This is a genomic window from Maricaulis maris, from assembly GCF_003634045.1.
GTDB classification, from domain to species: Bacteria; Pseudomonadota; Alphaproteobacteria; order Caulobacterales; family Maricaulaceae; genus Maricaulis; species Maricaulis maris.
In genome coordinates, this window is the sequence record NZ_RBIM01000002.1 from 430,162 (window position 1) to 446,322 (window position 16,161).

19 protein-coding genes are annotated in these 16,161 nt (G+C 63.8%); 12 read left to right on the top strand and 7 right to left on the bottom strand.

Annotation, left to right across the window (positions count from 1 at the left end; genetic code table 11):
• Window positions 1-78 precede the first annotated feature (78 nt).
• Window positions 79-990, top strand: coding sequence for an ROK family protein (locus C7435_RS05145; RefSeq protein WP_121210288.1), 912 nt, complete (start codon window positions 79-81; stop codon window positions 988-990).
• Window positions 987-2,288: a DNA polymerase IV gene (locus C7435_RS05150; protein ID WP_121210289.1), complete on the top strand. Its 1,302-nt coding sequence runs from the start codon at window positions 987-989 to the stop codon at window positions 2,286-2,288. Before C7435_RS05145 ends, C7435_RS05150 begins: the two co-directional genes overlap by 4 nt.
• On the opposite strand, the gene C7435_RS05155 is transcribed toward C7435_RS05150, so the two are convergent.
• Window positions 2,285-2,887, bottom strand: a complete 603-nt coding sequence (locus tag C7435_RS05155; RefSeq protein WP_143743040.1) for a hypothetical protein — start codon at window positions 2,885-2,887, stop codon at window positions 2,285-2,287. The genes C7435_RS05150 and C7435_RS05155 overlap by 4 nt on opposite strands.
• 54 nt (window positions 2,888-2,941) lie before the next feature.
• On the bottom strand, window positions 2,942-3,808 hold the full coding sequence (locus tag C7435_RS05160) for an alpha/beta hydrolase family protein (protein WP_233350688.1): 867 nt from the start codon (window positions 3,806-3,808) through the stop codon (window positions 2,942-2,944).
• A 104-nt stretch (window positions 3,809-3,912) separates the two neighbouring features.
• On the opposite strand from C7435_RS05160, the gene C7435_RS05165 reads away from it, so the two are divergent.
• Both C7435_RS05165 and C7435_RS05170 read left to right on the top strand, forming a co-directional pair.
• Window positions 3,913-4,374: a RidA family protein gene (locus tag C7435_RS05165; protein ID WP_121210290.1), complete on the top strand. Its 462-nt coding sequence runs from the start codon at window positions 3,913-3,915 to the stop codon at window positions 4,372-4,374.
• Window positions 4,374-4,685 (top strand): cupin domain-containing protein, encoded by a 312-nt coding sequence (locus C7435_RS05170; protein ID WP_075190782.1) that lies wholly within the window; start codon window positions 4,374-4,376, stop codon window positions 4,683-4,685. Before C7435_RS05165 ends, C7435_RS05170 begins: the two co-directional genes overlap by 1 nt.
• A gap of 47 nt (window positions 4,686-4,732) precedes the next feature.
• Here the strand turns inward: C7435_RS05170 and C7435_RS05175 are convergent, their stop codons facing one another.
• Entirely contained in the window at window positions 4,733-5,161 is a 429-nt protein-coding gene (locus C7435_RS05175; protein WP_121210291.1) for a hypothetical protein, read from the bottom strand.
• Window positions 5,162-5,301: 140 nt separating this feature from the next.
• Between C7435_RS05175 and C7435_RS05180 the strand changes: the two genes are divergently transcribed.
• Window positions 5,302-6,045, top strand: coding sequence for a DsbA family protein (locus tag C7435_RS05180; protein ID WP_121210292.1), 744 nt, complete (start codon window positions 5,302-5,304; stop codon window positions 6,043-6,045).
• Here the strand turns inward: C7435_RS05180 and C7435_RS05185 are convergent.
• Window positions 6,042-6,845 carry a thiazole synthase gene (locus C7435_RS05185; RefSeq protein WP_121210293.1) on the bottom strand — a complete coding sequence of 268 codons (804 nt, stop codon included), beginning with the start codon at window positions 6,843-6,845 and terminating at the stop codon, window positions 6,042-6,044. The genes C7435_RS05180 and C7435_RS05185 overlap by 4 nt on opposite strands.
• A 1-nt stretch (window position 6,846) precedes the next feature.
• The gene (gene thiS / locus C7435_RS05190) at window positions 6,847-7,047 is read right to left on the bottom strand and encodes a sulfur carrier protein ThiS (protein WP_075190892.1); all 201 of its coding nucleotides are present in this window, start codon (window positions 7,045-7,047) and stop codon (window positions 6,847-6,849) included.
• A 76-nt stretch (window positions 7,048-7,123) separates the two neighbouring features.
• On the opposite strand from thiS, the gene aroQ reads away from it, so the two are divergent.
• Genes aroQ through aat form a run of 4 tightly spaced genes read left to right on the top strand, consistent with a single transcriptional unit; the run spans window position 7,124 to window position 10,123 of the window.
• Window positions 7,124-7,564, top strand: a complete 441-nt coding sequence (gene aroQ / locus C7435_RS05195) for a type II 3-dehydroquinate dehydratase (protein ID WP_121210405.1) — start codon at window positions 7,124-7,126, stop codon at window positions 7,562-7,564.
• A 22-nt stretch (window positions 7,565-7,586) separates the two neighbouring features.
• The gene (gene accB, locus C7435_RS05200) at window positions 7,587-8,069 is read left to right on the top strand and encodes an acetyl-CoA carboxylase biotin carboxyl carrier protein (RefSeq protein ID WP_121210295.1); all 483 of its coding nucleotides are present in this window, start codon (window positions 7,587-7,589) and stop codon (window positions 8,067-8,069) included.
• Window positions 8,070-8,094: 25 nt separating this feature from the next.
• Window positions 8,095-9,441, top strand: coding sequence for an acetyl-CoA carboxylase biotin carboxylase subunit (gene accC, locus C7435_RS05205; protein WP_075190788.1), 1,347 nt, complete (start codon window positions 8,095-8,097; stop codon window positions 9,439-9,441).
• A 31-nt stretch (window positions 9,442-9,472) separates the two neighbouring features.
• On the top strand, window positions 9,473-10,123 hold the full coding sequence (gene aat / locus C7435_RS05210) for a leucyl/phenylalanyl-tRNA--protein transferase (RefSeq protein WP_121210296.1): 651 nt from the start codon (window positions 9,473-9,475) through the stop codon (window positions 10,121-10,123).
• Here the strand turns inward: aat and C7435_RS05215 are convergent.
• Both C7435_RS05215 and C7435_RS05220 read right to left on the bottom strand, forming a co-directional pair.
• Window positions 10,090-10,566, bottom strand: coding sequence for a DUF2155 domain-containing protein (locus C7435_RS05215; protein WP_121210297.1), 477 nt, complete (start codon window positions 10,564-10,566; stop codon window positions 10,090-10,092). The two genes, aat and C7435_RS05215, sit on opposite strands and share 34 nt — an antisense overlap.
• 42 nt (window positions 10,567-10,608) lie before the next feature.
• The gene (locus C7435_RS05220) at window positions 10,609-11,025 is read right to left on the bottom strand and encodes an NADH:ubiquinone oxidoreductase subunit NDUFA12 (protein ID WP_199288355.1); all 417 of its coding nucleotides are present in this window, start codon (window positions 11,023-11,025) and stop codon (window positions 10,609-10,611) included.
• A gap of 154 nt (window positions 11,026-11,179) precedes the next feature.
• Here C7435_RS05220 and C7435_RS05225 point away from each other — a divergent pair, with 154 nt between their 5' ends.
• From C7435_RS05225 to C7435_RS05235, 3 genes are all read left to right on the top strand, one after another.
• Window positions 11,180-14,137, top strand: coding sequence for a TSCPD domain-containing protein (locus C7435_RS05225; protein WP_121210298.1), 2,958 nt, complete (start codon window positions 11,180-11,182; stop codon window positions 14,135-14,137).
• A gap of 57 nt (window positions 14,138-14,194) precedes the next feature.
• Window positions 14,195-14,683, top strand: coding sequence for a pentapeptide repeat-containing protein (locus tag C7435_RS05230; RefSeq protein ID WP_121210299.1), 489 nt, complete (start codon window positions 14,195-14,197; stop codon window positions 14,681-14,683).
• 119 nt (window positions 14,684-14,802) lie between these two features.
• The gene (locus C7435_RS05235; RefSeq protein WP_170150340.1) at window positions 14,803-16,161 is read left to right on the top strand and encodes a pentapeptide repeat-containing protein; all 1,359 of its coding nucleotides are present in this window, start codon (window positions 14,803-14,805) and stop codon (window positions 16,159-16,161) included.

Genomic DNA, 16,161 nt, shown 5'->3' on the forward strand with positions numbered 1-16,161 from the left:
ACTTTTCGGGCGTTTCGGAACAAGATAAGAACAAAAGCGGCCGAAAAAAGTATACGCCATGCGGGAGGGGACGACAGGATGAATCGAATCGGCATCGACCTCGGTGGCACCAAAATCGAAACCCGTCTGTTTTCCCGGCACGGAACGGAGTTGGCCCGCGAGCGCCTGGCCACGCCGCGCGACCCGGACGGCACGATCATCGCCATCCGCGACCTGGTCGTGCGACTTGAGGCCGCCCACGGTCCGGCCCGCGTCGGCCTCGCCCATCCCGGATCGATCAGCCCGGCCACCGGGTTGATGCGAAACGCCAATTCGGTCTGGCTCAATGACCGCCCCTTCCGTGATGACTTGTCGGCAGCGCTCGATCGACCGGTTCGCAGCGCCAATGACGCCAATTGTTTTGCCCTGTCCGAGGCCCGCGACGGGGCCGGCCGTGACGGTCGGGTCATCTTCGGCGTCATCCTGGGCACTGGCGTCGGCGGCGGTGTGGTCGTCAACGGGCGACTGCTCGACGGCGCCCAGGGCATTGCCGGCGAGTGGGGTCACAATCCCCTGCCCTGGCCGCGCCAGGATGAACTCGCCCCGCCCGCCTGCTGGTGCGGCAAGACCGGCTGCCTGGAAAGCTGGGTCTCCGGCCCCGGCCTGGCGGCGGACCATGCCCGGCGGCATGGTGGCAATCTGGCGGCGAATGCCATTTTCGACGCGGCGTCAGGCGGCGATGCGGCGGCAGCGGACAGCGTTGACCGGCATGCCAACCGATTGGCCCGCGGGCTGGCGACCATCGTCAATATTCTCGATCCCGACATCATCGTGCTTGGCGGCGGCGTGTCGAACGCGCCCGGCCTGTGCGAGCGGGTCAGCGCTGCCCTGCCCGACTGGATATTCTCCGATGTGTGCCGGACGCGGATCGTCCGTCACGAACATGGCGACGCCTCCGGTGTCCGCGGTGCGGCCTGGCTGTGGCCGGCGGATGAAAGCGGCGCGCCATGAGCGAGCCGGGCTATTGCCGCGCCTGTCTGACACCGCTTCCCGAGCAGGCCGATTCCTGTCCGGCCTGTGGCAGTCACAAACTGCTACGCCATGCCGAACTGGACACGCTGTCGATCGCCCATATCGATTGCGATGCCTTTTTCGCGGCGATAGAGAAGCGCGACAATCCCGAGCTTGAGGACAAGCCGGTCATCATCGGTGGCCGGCAGCGCGGCGTGGTCTCGACCTGTTGCTACATCGCCCGACTCTATGGCGTGCATTCGGCGATGCCGATGTTCAAAGCGCTCAAGGCTTGCCCGGACGCCGTGGTCGTCCGGCCGGAGCATGGCAAATACACGCGTGAGGGCTATCGCATCCGCGACATGATGAAGGATATCACCCCGCTGGTGGAACCGCTTTCGATCGATGAGGCCTTCCTCGATCTCTCGGGCACGTCACGCCTGCACGGCTCACCGCCGGCGCTCACCCTGCTGCGCTTGCAGCGGCGAATCGAGGAGACGGTCGGGATCACGGTCTCGGTCGGCCTGTCCTTCAACAAATTTCTCGCCAAAACCGCCTCCGATCTCGACAAGCCGAACGGGTTTGCCGTGATCGGTGAGGCCGAAGCCCTGGACTTCCTGGCGCCGCGCCCGGTGCGCTCGATCTATGGCGTCGGACCGGCCTTTGCCGCCAAGCTGGAACGCGACGGTATCCGCACGCTGGCCGATATCCGCCGCCAGGGCGACAAGCGCATGGCCGACCGCTATGGCGATATGGGTTATCATCTCTCGCGCCTGTCGCGCGGCGAGGATCGGCGCAAAGTCTCGCCCGAGCGCGAGCGCAAGAGCGTGTCCTCGGAAACCACGTTCAACGCCGATCATGATGATCGTGAAACGCTGGAGAAACATCTCTGGCGGCTGAGCGTGAAAGTCGCCGACCAGATGAAGGCCAAGGGCGTGTCCGGCCAGGTGATCACGCTGAAGCTCAAAACCTCGGACTTTCGCTCCCGCACCCGGCGACGCACCCTCAACGAACCCAGCCAGCTGGCCGACACCCTGTTCCGGGTCGGCCGGCAATTGCTGGCGCCCGAGATAGACGGCACGCGCTTCCGGCTGATCGGGATCGGCTTTTCAGGCCTGCGCGACGCGGTCGGCGATGCCGGCGACCTGCTCGACCCGCAGGCCATCCGTCGCGCCACCGCCGAACGGGCGATGGACAAGGCACGCGAGAAATTCGGCAGCGATGCGGTGATGAAAGGTCGCGGCCTCAGTTCGAAGCCGAAGCCGAAGCCGAAGTCGAAACCTGATCAAACTGATTAATCAGAGATAGCGTTCACGCTGGCGCATTGACCACTATATGCGGCTTCGTATGTCGCGCCGAAACACCGAACCAATTTGTCGACCACGTTCAAATTTAGCGGCCAAGTTGGAACGGGATGGTCTGGGTAGAGTCGCTCGAAACGTTCGATAGCCGCCTCGAACCCCTCAGGAGGGGGAAGGTCCGCGAGCTCATCCCGCGCTGCTTGGAGAGCGGCACGATCATGTTGAAGGAAGGCTATCGTTGCCTCCGCGTAGTGCCGATCAGCAGTACCGCTTTCTCGCGTATCGAACGTCGCGCGAAACAAGTTGATGGCAGCGCTATAGTCGCCCGCATACGCTCGCATCTGCCCTTCGTGCCACTCGAGGCGACTCGTGGATTCTAGCCCGAGGTCGTCAAGATTGGCTTGTTTGTAGTTCGATATCAGATTGGCGGCCTCTAGATAGCACCCCTCCCGTGCCACGCCGCGCCATCCGGCTTCAGACTGATCAAACTCTTGAAACCCCAGTTCCAACGCCTCATACCTCGGCTCCATGCAAGGCACATTTGGCCCCGTCGATTGCGTCACCAACACTGCTGCAACAACTTGAATGACGTTCACAATACGCCTCCCGGAGAAACTGCATGAAGGCATGTCAGGACACGCAACGCAACCCTAACGCGCAAATCCATCAAACCAGTTGAAGACCAGCGGCCAGAAGCCGGCCGCATCGCGCTTGAACGCCCCATGATGGTCCACCCGCTGCGCCCCGATATCGGCCGGGTCGAGGCGCAGATGCTCGGACGGCGCGTTCGGGTAGTGCTTCAGCAGGTCTTCAGCCGAGCGTCGGGCACAGAGGCGATCATCGGAAAACGTCCAGGAGCGGATCGGAGCTGTCACGGTATCAAAACCGTGTGGCGTCAGCTGATCGAGGAAAGCACCGAAATAGTCCGGCTTCGAGGCCCATTGCCGCCATTGCAGGAAAACATCGCGCGGCAGGGCTGTCCCGCCCCAAATGCCACCGGCCGGGATGTGTCCGGTCAGGGCGAGGCAGGCCGGGCCATACAAGAGCCAGAACATCAGCGCCGAGGGGCGATAAGACAGCTCATGGGCGCCCCAATAACCCGTCCCGACCGTGATGAAGGCATGGGCGCTGACCCGGTCTGCATTGTCGGCAAAGCCGACCAGATGTCCGCCCACCGAGTGACCAACCGCAAAGACCGGTCCGCCCGGCACCAGGCCTGCGACGCGATCCAACGCGGCGGAATAATCAAGCCGGCCCCAATCAACGATATCCGCCTTGAAACCCCGCATCTGCTTGGGCGCCGAACCGCCGATACCGCGATAATCATAGATCAGGCTGGCATAGCCGCGTTCAGCCCCCGCCAGGGCGAGGCGGCGATAGAGGCCCTTGGGAAAGCCGGTCCCGGACGAGATCAGGACCGCGGCACGCGGATTGTCCGGTGCGATGATCCTGCCGGACAGCGAATAGCCGTCGCGGGCATCGAATCGGATCTCGTCTTCATGGATCAGGGTCATCATCCATCCACCATGCCGGATGACGCGCGCGTCAAGTCAAGCGTGCAGATTGCATGAGGCCGATACGCCGCTAATCTCCGCCGCGAACCCACAGTCTGGAGCCTGACATGCCCGCCATCGACACCCGCCTCGCCGAGCTTGGAATCACCCTGCCGGAACCGGTCGCCCCGGTCGCCAATTATGTGCCCTTCGTGCAGAGCGGCAGCCAGATCTTCATTTCCGGCCAGGTCTCGATCGGCCCGGACGGGCTGGTGAAGGGAACGCTTGGCAGCGATATGGACGTTGCGGCCGGCCAGGCCGCAGCGCGCCTGTGCGCCATCAATCTCATCGCCCAGCTGAAAGCCGCCTGCGGCGGCGACCTGTCGCGGGTGAAGCGGGTTGTGAAGCTTGGCGGCTTTGTTGCGGCGGTACCGGGCTTCACCGACATTCCCATGGTCATCAATGGCTGTTCCGACCTGATGGTCGAGGTCTTCGGCGATGCTGGCCGTCATGCCCGCTCGGCGGTCTCCTGTCCCGCCCTGCCGCTGGGCGCCGCGGTCGAGGTCGACGCTGTGATCGAGATCGTCTGATGAAACGCCTCCGCGCCCGCGACTTTACCGCGGACAGGGCCTGGGGCGCAGAGCGCCTTGCGCTGTTCGGCTCAACCGGCGTTAGCCTGCACTGGACTGATCGCCCCTATCGCTGGCACCGCAATACCGGCGACGAAGTCTTCGTGGTGCTCGATGGCCGGGTCGAGATGAAATATCGCGAGGGCGGCGAAGAAAAGTCCATGCAGCTCGAGGCCGGCGACGCGTTGACCATCGGCGATGGTGAGGAGCATGTCGCCCACCCCGTCGGCGAAGCGCGCATCCTCGTGATCGAGGATATCGGCAGCGAGTGATACCCGCGATCCGACCAGGATGTGACTTTCGATGGGCGACAGGCCGGTCAGGACATGTATCGGCCGGCGGCGCTCTCGGCTTCCGCTGACCGATCGTTTCGCCACAGCTGCGACATGGCCAGGGCGGCAAACAGGGAAAATGCCAGGATCAATGTGTAGCGCCAGTGCCAACCTCCGATGTCCGGTTGGACAATGACCCAGGCATTGGCGGCCAGGTCACTGACCAATACGGCCAAGCCCACCAACAAGCCGACGCGGCGGCGGAACAGGACAAGCGTCGCGACGAGGAAGTCGAGTGGCAAGAGTGCCGTGAAATAGGCATTCAGAAGAATTGGTACATGGGTGTAGGGCAACCATCCCCACTGAACGACGTCGATGAGGTGAGAACTGCCCCCCACAACGAAACCGACGACCCAAACCGCAACGATAAGGCGACGCCAAAAACCGGACCCGCTTACCTGCCCCTGATGCACCATGGATCGCCCCATACCCCGAATCCCGACTTCCAAGCCCGCATCACTCCAACAAGATCGTGACCACCTCAACCGCAGCACCCCCTCGAAAGATGCGTCGGTCCGGGCTAACTAGTCGGCAACAAGGCAAAAGGATGAGATTCATGTATCGACTGTTCGCCATCGTCGCGGCGTCAATTGCCCTTCTCGGCTGCCAGCAGCCGGCCGCTTCCGCCCAGCTGAACGACACAGCACGCGACGAAGTGCGCGAGATTGTCCGCGACTACATCCTGGAAAATCCGGAGATCATCGAAGAAGCCCTGATCGAGCTGCAGCGGCGCGCCCGGGCCCGTGAAATGCAGGCCGTCTATGACGCCGTCGCTGCCAACAGCGAAGCGATTTTCAACGACGCCCGTGACCCGCGTCTCGGCCCCGATGATGCCGACGTCGTGATCATCGAATTCATGGACTACAAGTGCTCCTATTGCCGTGTGGCTGCGGCCTGGGTGGAAGACGTTCGCGAGCAATATGGCGACCGCGTCCAGATCGTGTTCAAGGAATATCCGATCCTCGGCGATGACTCGATCGAGGCGGCCCGCGCCGCACTCGCAGCGCTGCGTCAGGGTGAAGAGGTCTACGCCGCTTTCCATCTCGCCATGGTGCGCTCGTCCGGCCCGCTGCCTTCGGCCCGCATCGACCAGCTGGCGACCGTGTCCGGCGTCGATGTAGCCCGCATGCGGACCGACATGGATGATCCTGCGATCATGGCCCACATCAACCAGGTCCACTCGCTGGGCCGGGCCCTCAATGTCACCGGCACGCCCTTCTTCATCGTCGACGGGACCGTGATCCCGGGGGCCAATGAAATGGCGCTGGATGAAGCCTTGGCCGCCGCCCTGCGGGGCTAGATCAGGCCCGACAGAGGGCTGGACGGGTCGGCATAGCGCTTTTTGGGCATGCGACCGGCCAGATAGCTCTCGCGACCGGCAATGACCGCATGGCGCATCGCCCGCGCCATGCGGATCGGGTCTTTCGCCTCGGCGATGGCGGTGTTCATCAACACGCCGTCACAGCCCAGCTCCATCGCCACGGTGGCGTCTGACGCCGTGCCGACACCGGCATCCACGATAACCGGCACCTTGGTCTGCTCGATGATGAGGCGGATATTGACCGGGTTCTGGATGCCCAGGCCCGAGCCGATCGGTGCGCCCAGCGGCATGATCGCGCAGCAACCGATCTCTTCCAGCTTCTTCGCGTAGACCGGATCGTCCGAGCAATAGACCATGACGTCGAACCCGTCCTTGATCAGCAGCTCGGCGGCGCGCAGCGTCTCGGCCATGTCGGGATAGAGGTGTTTGGGGTCGGAAAGGACTTCCAGCTTCACCAGGTTCCAGCCGCCGGCCTCGCGGGCCAGGCGCAGCGTGCGCACGGCATCTTCGCCGGTGAAACAGCCGGCCGTATTGGGCAGGAAGGTGTAGTCGTCCGGTGAAATGAAATCGACCAGGCGCGGCTCGTCCGGATTGGACAGGTTCACCCGGCGGATGGCGACGGTGATCATCTCGGCGCCGGAGGCCTCCAGCGCTTGGGCATTCTGGGCGTAGGTCTCGTACTTGCCCGTGCCGATGATCAGGCGCGAGGTGAAGGTGCGACCGGCCACAACCAGCGGCGTGTCCTCGAACGGGGCGTTCACGGCCTGTGCGTCATCCATCTCATCCACCTCCAACAAATGCGACAATCTCGATCCGGTCGCCATCGGCGAGCGCGGTCTGGTCATATTGCGAGCGCGGCACAATGGCCAGATTGCGCTCCACCGCGATCTTGCGGCCATCCAGGCCGAGAATCGTGACGAGGCCACTCACGCTCGTATCAGGGTCGACCTTGCGGCCTTCGCCATTGACTGTCAGCTGCAGCATGGTCTTCGCTGGCCTTTCTCTGAGTCCCTCGTTAGACCCGTGGTAAATCCCGTTACGGATGCAAAGCAAGGCCATGACCCGACCCATTCACATCCTCAATGGTCCCAATCTCAATCTTCTGGGCACGCGCGAGCCGGAAATCTATGGCGCGCTGAGCCTGGCTGAAATTGAACAGGCCTGTGTTGCCCATGCCCGTGACTTGGGGTTTGGCATCGTCTTTCGCCAGTCCAATCAAGAGGGTGAACTCATTGACTGGCTGCATGACGCAAACGTCAATGCGAGTGCAGTTGTTTTCAATCCGGCTGCATTCACACATACATCGGTCGCTTTGCATGACGCGGTTCGCGCGATAGAACCTCCCGTCATCGAAGTTCACTTGAGTCAGACTGCAGCACGCGAAGCCTTCCGGCACCATTCCTATATCGCCCTTGCGGCCCGCGGATCGATCACTGGCCTCGGACTGCAGAGCTATCTTCTGGGCATCAACGCTGCCGTCTCCTGTCTCGGCAACTGACGGAACCAAAGGTCTAATTATCATGAGTTCTGATTCCCGACCCCGCTCCCCGATCAGCGCAAAGCTTGTCCGCGAACTGGCGGATATCCTGCGTGAAACCGACCTGTCGGAAATCGAGGTCGAGCGTGGCGATTTGCGCCTCAAGATCGCCCGTCAGATCACCGCGGCCCCGGTCGTTCACAGCGTCGCAGCGCCGGCCCCGACGGCGGCAGCACCGGCCGCAGCGGCCCCGGCCGCCATTGCTGCCACAGCCGCAGACCCGGCTGATGATCCCAATGCCGTGAAATCCCCCATGGTCGGTACCGCCTATCTAAAACCGAATCCGGACGCGGTGAATTTCGTGAAGGTCGGCGACCAGGTGAAGAAGGGCGATACCGTGCTTCTCGTCGAGGCCATGAAAACCTTCAACCCGATCACGGCAGAGAAGGCCGGCACGGTCACCGACATTCTCGTCGAAGACGGCCAGCCGGTCGAATACGGCGAACCCCTCTTCGTCCTGTCCTGACGCGACCAGCAAGGCGAGCGACGACATGTTCGACAAGATCCTGATCGCCAATCGCGGCGAAATTGCCCTTCGCGTCCACCGCGCCTGCCGCGAGATGGGCATCCGCACCGTGGCCGTGCACTCGGAAGCCGACGCCAATGCCATGCATGTGCGCCTCGCCGATGAGAGCGTGTGCATCGGCCCGCCGCCGGCCAACAAATCCTATCTCAACATCCCGGCCATCATCACGGCAGCCGAAGTCACCGGCGCCCAAGCCATCCATCCGGGCTATGGCTTCCTGTCGGAAAATGCCCGCTTCGCCGAGATCGTCGAGGCGCACGGTCTCGCCTTCATCGGGCCGACGGCGGCGCATATCCGCATGATGGGTGACAAGATCACCGCCAAACAGGCCGTCATGGATGCCGGCATTCCGGTTGTTCCCGGTTCTGAAGGCGGTGTGAAGGATTATGACGCGGCCAAGCCGATTGCCGAAAAGATCGGCTATCCGGTGCTGATCAAGGCCGCTTCGGGCGGTGGTGGCCGCGGCATGAAAGTCGCCGAGACCGCCGACAAGCTGAAAGAGGCCATGGAAACCGCCTCGGCCGAAGCCCTCGCGGCGTTCGGCGACGGCACCGTCTATATCGAGAAATATCTCGGTCGGCCGCGCCATATCGAAATCCAGATCCTCGCCGACACCCACGGCAATGTGGTGCATCTGGGCGAGCGCGATTGCTCGCTGCAGCGCCGCCACCAGAAAATCCTCGAAGAGGCCCCCTCGCCGGCCCTCAATGACGAAGACCGCAAGAAGATCGGCGATGTCGTGCGCCGCGCCATCGAGGCGATCGGCTATCGCGGCGTCGGCACGATCGAATTCCTGTGGGAAAACGGTGAGTTCTATTTCATCGAGATGAATACCCGCCTGCAGGTCGAACACCCGGTCACCGAGATGATCACCGGCATCGATCTGGTGCGCGAGCAGATCCGCGTCGCCGATGGCCAGAAGCTCGACATCAAGCAGAGCGATGTGACCTTTGAAGGCTGGGCGATTGAGTGCCGGATCAATGCCGAGAATGCGCGCACGTTTGCGCCCTCACCCGGCACTGTCACCGATTTCCACGCGCCCGGCGGTCTCGGCGTGCGCCTCGATTCCGCCCTTTATGCCGGCTATGCCATTCCGCCTTATTATGACAGCCTGATCGGCAAGCTGATCGTGCATGGCCGCACCCGTCACGAAGCGCTGCTGCGCCTGCGCCGGTCGCTGGAGGAAATGGTTGTCGGCGGTGTCGAGACCACGATCCCGATCTTCCTCGACCTGCTCGAGGAACCGGACTTCGTGAGCGGCAATTACCATATCCGCTGGCTTGAGGAATGGTTGGCGAGCCGGGAGAGCTGATCCGCCCGGCCGGCCCGGTTGAGGAGAGGACATGCGCGGCTTCGGTGCCGAGGAATTGCTCAATTGCTATGCCCGCGGCGTCTTCCCGATGGCCGAGGGTCGCGACGATCCGCGCATCTACCTGCTCGACCCCGACGAACGCGGCATCATCCCGCTCGATGGCTTCCATGCCTCACGCAGCCTGAAAAAGACCGTCCGCCAGGATGTGTTCCAGGTCACCGTCGATCATGACTTTGCTGCCGTGGTCGCGGGCTGTGCCACACCGGCATCGGGCCGCGAGGAAACCTGGATCAATGATGGCATCATCCGCCTCTATGGCGACCTGCATACGGCCGGCTATGCCCATTCGGTGGAATGCTGGAGCGGCGATGATCTGGTTGGCGGGCTCTATGGCGTTTCGCTGGGCGCCGCCTTTTTCGGCGAGAGCATGTTCTCGCGCCGCCGCGATGCCTCCAAGGTCGCGCTCGTCCACCTGATCGCGCGGCTCAAGGCCGGTGGCTACAGCCTGCTCGACACGCAATTCACCACCGAGCACCTGCAAAGTTTCGGCGCGCAGACGATTTCACGCAGCGATTATCGCGCGAAACTGGCCGATGCGTTGATATTCGAGGCGGACTTCAACACGCTGCCGGACGAGATAACCGGCGATCAGGCCCTGCAGTCGATCACCCAGACGTCGTAGACGGGGTGTTCCAGCGGGTTCTGGGCCGGCCGCGAAGCAAACATCCAGCCGGAAAAGATCGGCTCGCCCTCGACATCGACTCCAAAACCATCGGTCCGGCGATCATTGACCTGCAGGAAGGCATAGGTTTCCGGCGTCTCTTCCGGCGGCCGCTTGCGGCAATATTGCGCCGTGATCGACAAGGCCCCGAACTGGACCGTGTCGCCAATGGCGACCTCGAAATCGCGGGTGCGGGCGGTCACCTTGTCGAGACCGCGCAAGACAACCAAGCTGCCCGGCTGCGAAGACAAGGGACCCCGTTCCGGCGTGTTGTCTGGGTCGTCGCGGCGCAGGAGGTCGGATGCGTCCTCGGCGGATGAGGACGATGACGGGGTCTCGTCCTGGGCCCAGAGTGGAGCGGCCAGCGCGAGCGAGACAATCGAGGCGAGTACACAGGTTTTCATGACGCATACCCTGTCGCGGGATTGTGACGCGGTAAAGGCGGATTATGCCTCGTCCGGAGACCAGGCCTGATAGTCACCGGTCGTGGACTGGCGGCGGTCACTGGAGGCGAGCGAGCCGGTCGGACGATAGGCGTGCACCGTGCCGGTGAGATTGGGATGGTGATCCTTCTCCCACGCCTGGCGCATCAGCGGCGTGTCGCTGGGACGTTCGTCGAACGTGTGATGCAGCCAGCCATGCCAGTCAGACGGCACGCGCGAGGCGTCGGCATAGCCCTTGTAAATGACCCAACGACGCTTCTGGCCCTGGCCATCCGGACCGGTGACACCGGATTCCTCGAAATAGCGATTGCCGTACGCGTCCGAGCCGACCTGTTTGGCGCCGCGCATGCGCAGCGTCAGGAAGGTTCCCGGGGTGGCATCTTTCCACCACACGAAGATTTTTGAGATCAGTCCGAACATTGTCAGCGGCTCCGAGTCGGTCGAGGCAGGCTTGGCCTATATGCCCCTGTCGGGCAGCCGGGTCCAGTGTTGAACGCGGCGGGTTTCAGGACCGTATCACGACGCGGTAGACTCGTTGTGCGCCCGAGCGATTCGGGTCGGGAGGGAATTCAGCATGCAGGTCTTCGGTCGCCTAGCCGATTTCATCGCCGAGACAGCGTCCGCCAGCGGGCTGGAGACGCACCTGCTGGCATCCAGTGATGATGATGCGGACGGCCCAACCGATGCCGCGAGCGGCACCGTGCGGCAGATCACCACGCCGGCGGGCTGGAGCGGCACCGCCGCCCAAACCCTCGCCGACCTGCTGGACACGCCACGGCCGCTGCAAACCAGCCCGCGCAAAGGCGCCAAGACCTTCGGCGCGCTGTGCCCGGCCTCGGCAAGCGGTGATGAACGCGTCCCTGAAACGGATTTTGCCACCGCCGCTCAGCGCTTGTCCGGCGCCATGGCCTGGTCGGCGGCCCGGCAGGGCGGTTTCGCCAATGACACTGACGCTGAACTGTTTGCCGCCGAACTCGCCGCCAGCCTGACCGGACGAATGGTCATTGCCGATGCCACGCTGATCCGCGAAGGCGGTGTCGACTGGGCCTATGGTGATCCAGTGCCCGGCGCCGCAACGCCAACACCGCCGCTCACCATCCGCGTCAATTCGCGCCAGGCCCCGGGCCAGTTGCGCCGCGTCGCCGAAACGGCGCTGCGCGCTTCGGTCCTTGATGTCGGCGCCCGCGTCACCCGTGATCGTCTCGAAGCGATCGGCGAAGCGGTGCGTCGCTGTTCAGGCGATATCGAGGAATGTTTCGATCCGCGCCGCAATGCCGCCCTGGCCCGCGCCATGCGCCGCGCCCTCAAGGACGGCGTGCCGGAGGAAGCCGTCGAACGCGCCCTCGCCCTGGCCCGGCAAGGCACCGATGACGAGGCGCTCTCGGCGCTTATTCCCGACGCGGTCGAGACCCGCCCGGCGGTTTTGCATGTGCCTGCGGCCTTCACGGCTGCCGTATCGGGCGACCAGACTTGGACGTTTGAACAGGATGGCGGCGAAGTGCGTGCCCGTGACTTGCGGACCGGCATTGCCCGCACCGTATGGAGTTTCGGCACGCCGTCACTGGCCTTCCACGCCAGTCCGGACGAGACCGGGCCGAGCCTGTGGATCAATCTTCCCGCCTTCCTTGATCACAAGCATGGCTTCCGGGCAGACCTTTTTACCGACGCATTGCGCTACTGGGCCATCGCACTGACTCTCAGCGCGCCCAAGGGCGCCAGCTCGGCCGGCTCCCTGTCCCTGACCGGTCTCGGTGCACTAATGATGTCGGCCGGCCTCGCCTACAGCAGCGATGCGGCCCGCGCCGCCAGCGCCGCCATTGCCCACCTGGCGACACGAACCCTACGCGATGTCGCGATGGAAACCGGAGCCGCCGCGCCCGGGCTGGGTGAACTGCCGGACCTCGACCTCCTGCCCGCCGCCTTCTCGCCGGTGGCCGCCGAGTTGCGCACGTCCCCCGCCCCCTTCCTGCCGAAAGCCGCCTTGGCCAGGCCGGGACCGACCCTGACCTGCCGGGAGCCGGATGCCACGGTCGCCGCCCTCATCGATGCCGACAGTTTCGGCGCCAAGCCGGTCGCGTCGGCGATCACCAGCGATGCCGACATGGCAGGTGGCCGACGCCTGCGCGATTGTGCCCGTGCCGGCCTGCTTGCCTTGGGCTGCAGCGTCACCGAGGTCGAACGCGCCGAAGATCATGCCGCCGGCCATGGCAGCCTGCGCGGCGCCCCCGGCATCTCGCTGGAAGACCTGATGGCACGCGGCTTGCCGGCCGAGGCGCTTGAACGCCTCGAAGACTCGATCGCGGAGGGGGCTTCCATCCGCCACGCCCTCAATCGCTGGACACTCGGAGACCGGACCTGTCGCGACGCGCTGGGCCTGACCAGCGACGTGATCGAGCGTGACGGCAATTCCCTGTGCCACGCCATCGGTTATGACGAGGCCGATATCCGCGCCGCCGATGCCCACGCCCACGGCACCGGTGATCTCGCCGGCGCTCCGGACCTGTCGGCCAATACGCGCCGGGTCTTCGACACGCCGTCGCACCAGGACCAGATGCTGATGGCCGCCGCCATTGAGGCGCAGATTGGCGGCTGCTGCCAGACCGCGCTCGCGATCGAGGGCGATGCCACGATTGATGATGTCGCGGCCCTGATCGATCTCGGCGGCGAGCTGGGCCTGCGGGCCCTGTCGATCCGGCGCACGGCGTCGGGCCTGTTCGACCTCTTGCCGGCGATTGATTTCGACAAGGGCGATTATGCCGCCGAGGCGCCGCCGACCGAACGCGTCGTTGAGCGCACGGTTGAACGGGTTGTCGAAATGCCGGCCGCCCGCCGCAAACTTCCGGACCGCCGCAAGGGCTATATCCAGAAAGCCACTGTTGGCGGCCACAAGGTCTATCTCCACACCGGCGAATTCGATGATGGCGAGCTCGGCGAGATTTTCATCGACATGCACAAGGAAGGCGCCGCCTTCCGCTCGCTGATGAATAATTTCGCCATCGCGATCTCGATCGGCCTGCAATACGGCGTACCGCTGGAAGAATTCGTCGACGCTTTCGTCTATACGCGCTTCGAGCCCGCTGGCGCTGTGCAGGGCAATGACTCGATCCAGCACGCGACCTCTATCCTGGACTATCTCTTCCGCGAGCTCGGCGTTTCCTATCTCGGCCGTGATGACCTGGCGGAAATTCCGGCTGACAAGGCTGATCCCGGCGATCTCGGTCGCGGCGTCCAGGAAGAGAAGCTGGCCCAGGAAGACGCGGCCAAATTCATTTCGCGCGGCTTCTCGCGCGGCCAGGTGCCCGACAATATCCTGATGTTTGCCAATGCCCCGAAGCGGGCCGCCAGCGGCGATGGCAAGGACAATCAGTCCGGCCATTACGAGATCGAGGATCAAGGCCACGCCACGCGATCGACCTCGCGTGACATCTCCGTCTACAGCGGCGCACCCTGCCCGGAATGTGGCCATTTCACAGTCGTGATGGACGACGAGACGGGGCAGAAATGTGATGCCTGCAACTGGACCGGTAGCTGATCCGGTAACGGCGCGGGCCTTGCAGCACACCCGGCAATATCTTCGGAGTGCTCCACAATGGTACGGCTTATCCTTGCCCTGACCGCCCTCGTCGCGACATCCGGCCTTGCCCAGGCCCAGGATGCGGGACAGATTGCGCGTGTCCAGGCGGGCCAGTCCTGCCCCGGCTGCAACCTTTTCCAAGCGGAACTGGCTTATCGCGACCTGCCCGGCATTGATGTGTCCGGTGCCCGCCTGCGGCAGGCGAACCTCGCCTTGGTGACCATGAACCGGGCCCGTTTCGACGGCACCGACCTGTCTGTTGCCAACCTCTTTGGCGGCCGTTTCACCGGCGCCAGCTTCCGCAATGCCGATCTCAGCCGGGCCAATCTGGTCGGCGCCCATTTTGGCAGCGCCGACTTCAGCGGCGCGGATCTCAGCGGCGCAACCCTGTCCGGCGCCGAGATGGAGCGGGTTCGCGGCCTCACCCAGGCCCAGCTGAGCGCAGCGTGCGGCGACAATTCGACACAATTGCCGGCCGGACTGACGCTGCCAGCCTGTCGCTGATCACCGCTTGCAATGCTGGCCAGCCCAGCCACGCCCTCATAGGATATGCAATCGGGTTACCGTGATTTAAGTCGCCTTGCCGGTTTGGCTGGCCTATCCGTGAGCATATGCGGAACAGATTGAAGATATTCGCTTCTTCGGCCGCGCTCCTGGCGCTGGCAGTCTCGCCTGCCTTGGCGGGCGGCGACGACGACCATCCGCGTCGTGGCTTGGCCATTGGCGGCGAATGCGAGGGCTGTGACTTTTCCGACAAGAACATGGCCAATGCCGTTTTCATCGGCGCCAATTTCGAAGGCACCACTTTCGCCCAGTCGGAACTGCCGTCGGTCACGATGATCGAGAGCCAGTTCAACGATACCGATTTCAACGAAGCGATCATGGTCAACGCCCGCCTGACCGGTGTGACCTTCTCGCGCGCCAACATGTCCGGCGCGACGATGGCAAACTCGGTCATTGAGCGGGTCAATTTTTCCTCGGCCGACCTCGCCGACACCGACTTCACGAGCGCCCAGATGGTCTTCGTTACCTTCATCGGGTCTTCGCTCACCGACACACTGTTCGCCGATGCACGTTTGCGCCAGGTGAATTTCCTGCGCGCCCAACTCAGTGACACCAATTTCCGGGGCGCCGAGCTGCGGCGGGCGAATTTCGCCGAGGTCTCGGGCAATGACGTCAATTTCCAGGATGCAGACCTGACCGGCGCCAACTTCCAGGGCGCCAGCCTGCGCGAGGTCGACTTCACGGGTGCCAGCCTGATCGGCGCCAATTTCTCCGGCGCCTCATTTGCCGAAACCACCGGGCTGACCAAGGAAAATCTCAGCGGCGCCTGTGGAGACGGGACCACCGCCCTGGGTCCGGGCGTCAACCTGCCCGATTGTGGCAGCCTGTCCGATGACGCCCGCACGACCTCGCGTTTCGAATATGCGCTGCGCTTCTCGCAGCCGGAACGGGTCGAGCGCGTGATCGAACTCCAAGCGTTGGAAAATGCCCGCATCGAGATCCTGTCAGAGATCGGAGCGGCGCTGCAATTGCACGCGTCAGAGCTCGACCAGGACGCCATTCGCGAAGCCACCAATGACGCCATGCGTGAGATCGCCCGCGCCGAACGCGAACTGCGCCGTATCGAACGCGAACGCGAATCCCAGCGCGAGGCGATCAGCGAGGAAAGGCGCCGCATCCTGGAAGATGCGCGGCGCGAAGCGATGGATGCCAACCAGGCCGCCCGTCGCGCACTTCGCGACCAAAACCGGGCCCTGGGCCGCAATGGCCGCGCCACCGCCCGCATCGAGACCGAGGACGGCACCTATATCATCGAGCTACCCGATACAGACACTGACACAATCTGGATGATCGATGACCAACATCTGCGCCGGGTCACACCGACACCACCCGATCCGCACACTCCGCCGGAACCACCGGAACCGCACAATGCCATGCCGGATCCCCAACCCGGTCGCCGCGGCCACCATCCTGATTGA

Bases quoted from the DNA above. Each gene is read 5' to 3' on its own strand.
- C7435_RS05160 (WP_233350688.1), bottom strand. From the start codon at position 3,808: ATGATGACCCTGATCCATGAAGACGAGATCCGATTCGATGCCCGCGAC.
- aat (WP_121210296.1), top strand. From the start codon at position 9,473: ATGCGCGGCTTCGGTGCCGAGGAATTGCTCAATTGCTATGCCCGCGGC.
- C7435_RS05185 (WP_121210293.1), bottom strand. From the start codon at position 6,845: ATGGATGACGCACAGGCCGTGAACGCCCCGTTCGAGGACACGCCGCTG.
- C7435_RS05165 (WP_121210290.1), top strand. From the start codon at position 3,913: ATGCCCGCCATCGACACCCGCCTCGCCGAGCTTGGAATCACCCTGCCG.
- C7435_RS05220 (WP_199288355.1), bottom strand. From the start codon at position 11,025: ATGTTCGGACTGATCTCAAAAATCTTCGTGTGGTGGAAAGATGCCACC.
- accB (WP_121210295.1), top strand. From the start codon at position 7,587: ATGAGTTCTGATTCCCGACCCCGCTCCCCGATCAGCGCAAAGCTTGTC.
- C7435_RS05150 (WP_121210289.1), top strand. From the start codon at position 987: ATGAGCGAGCCGGGCTATTGCCGCGCCTGTCTGACACCGCTTCCCGAG.
- C7435_RS05175 (WP_121210291.1), bottom strand. From the start codon at position 5,161: ATGGTGCATCAGGGGCAGGTAAGCGGGTCCGGTTTTTGGCGTCGCCTT.
- aroQ (WP_121210405.1), top strand. From the start codon at position 7,124: ATGACCCGACCCATTCACATCCTCAATGGTCCCAATCTCAATCTTCTG.
- C7435_RS05225 (WP_121210298.1), top strand. From the start codon at position 11,180: ATGCAGGTCTTCGGTCGCCTAGCCGATTTCATCGCCGAGACAGCGTCC.
- C7435_RS05145 (WP_121210288.1), top strand. From the start codon at position 79: ATGAATCGAATCGGCATCGACCTCGGTGGCACCAAAATCGAAACCCGT.
- C7435_RS05230 (WP_121210299.1), top strand. From the start codon at position 14,195: ATGGTACGGCTTATCCTTGCCCTGACCGCCCTCGTCGCGACATCCGGC.
- C7435_RS05180 (WP_121210292.1), top strand. From the start codon at position 5,302: ATGTATCGACTGTTCGCCATCGTCGCGGCGTCAATTGCCCTTCTCGGC.
- C7435_RS05170 (WP_075190782.1), top strand. From the start codon at position 4,374: ATGAAACGCCTCCGCGCCCGCGACTTTACCGCGGACAGGGCCTGGGGC.
- C7435_RS05215 (WP_121210297.1), bottom strand. From the start codon at position 10,566: ATGAAAACCTGTGTACTCGCCTCGATTGTCTCGCTCGCGCTGGCCGCT.
- accC (WP_075190788.1), top strand. From the start codon at position 8,095: ATGTTCGACAAGATCCTGATCGCCAATCGCGGCGAAATTGCCCTTCGC.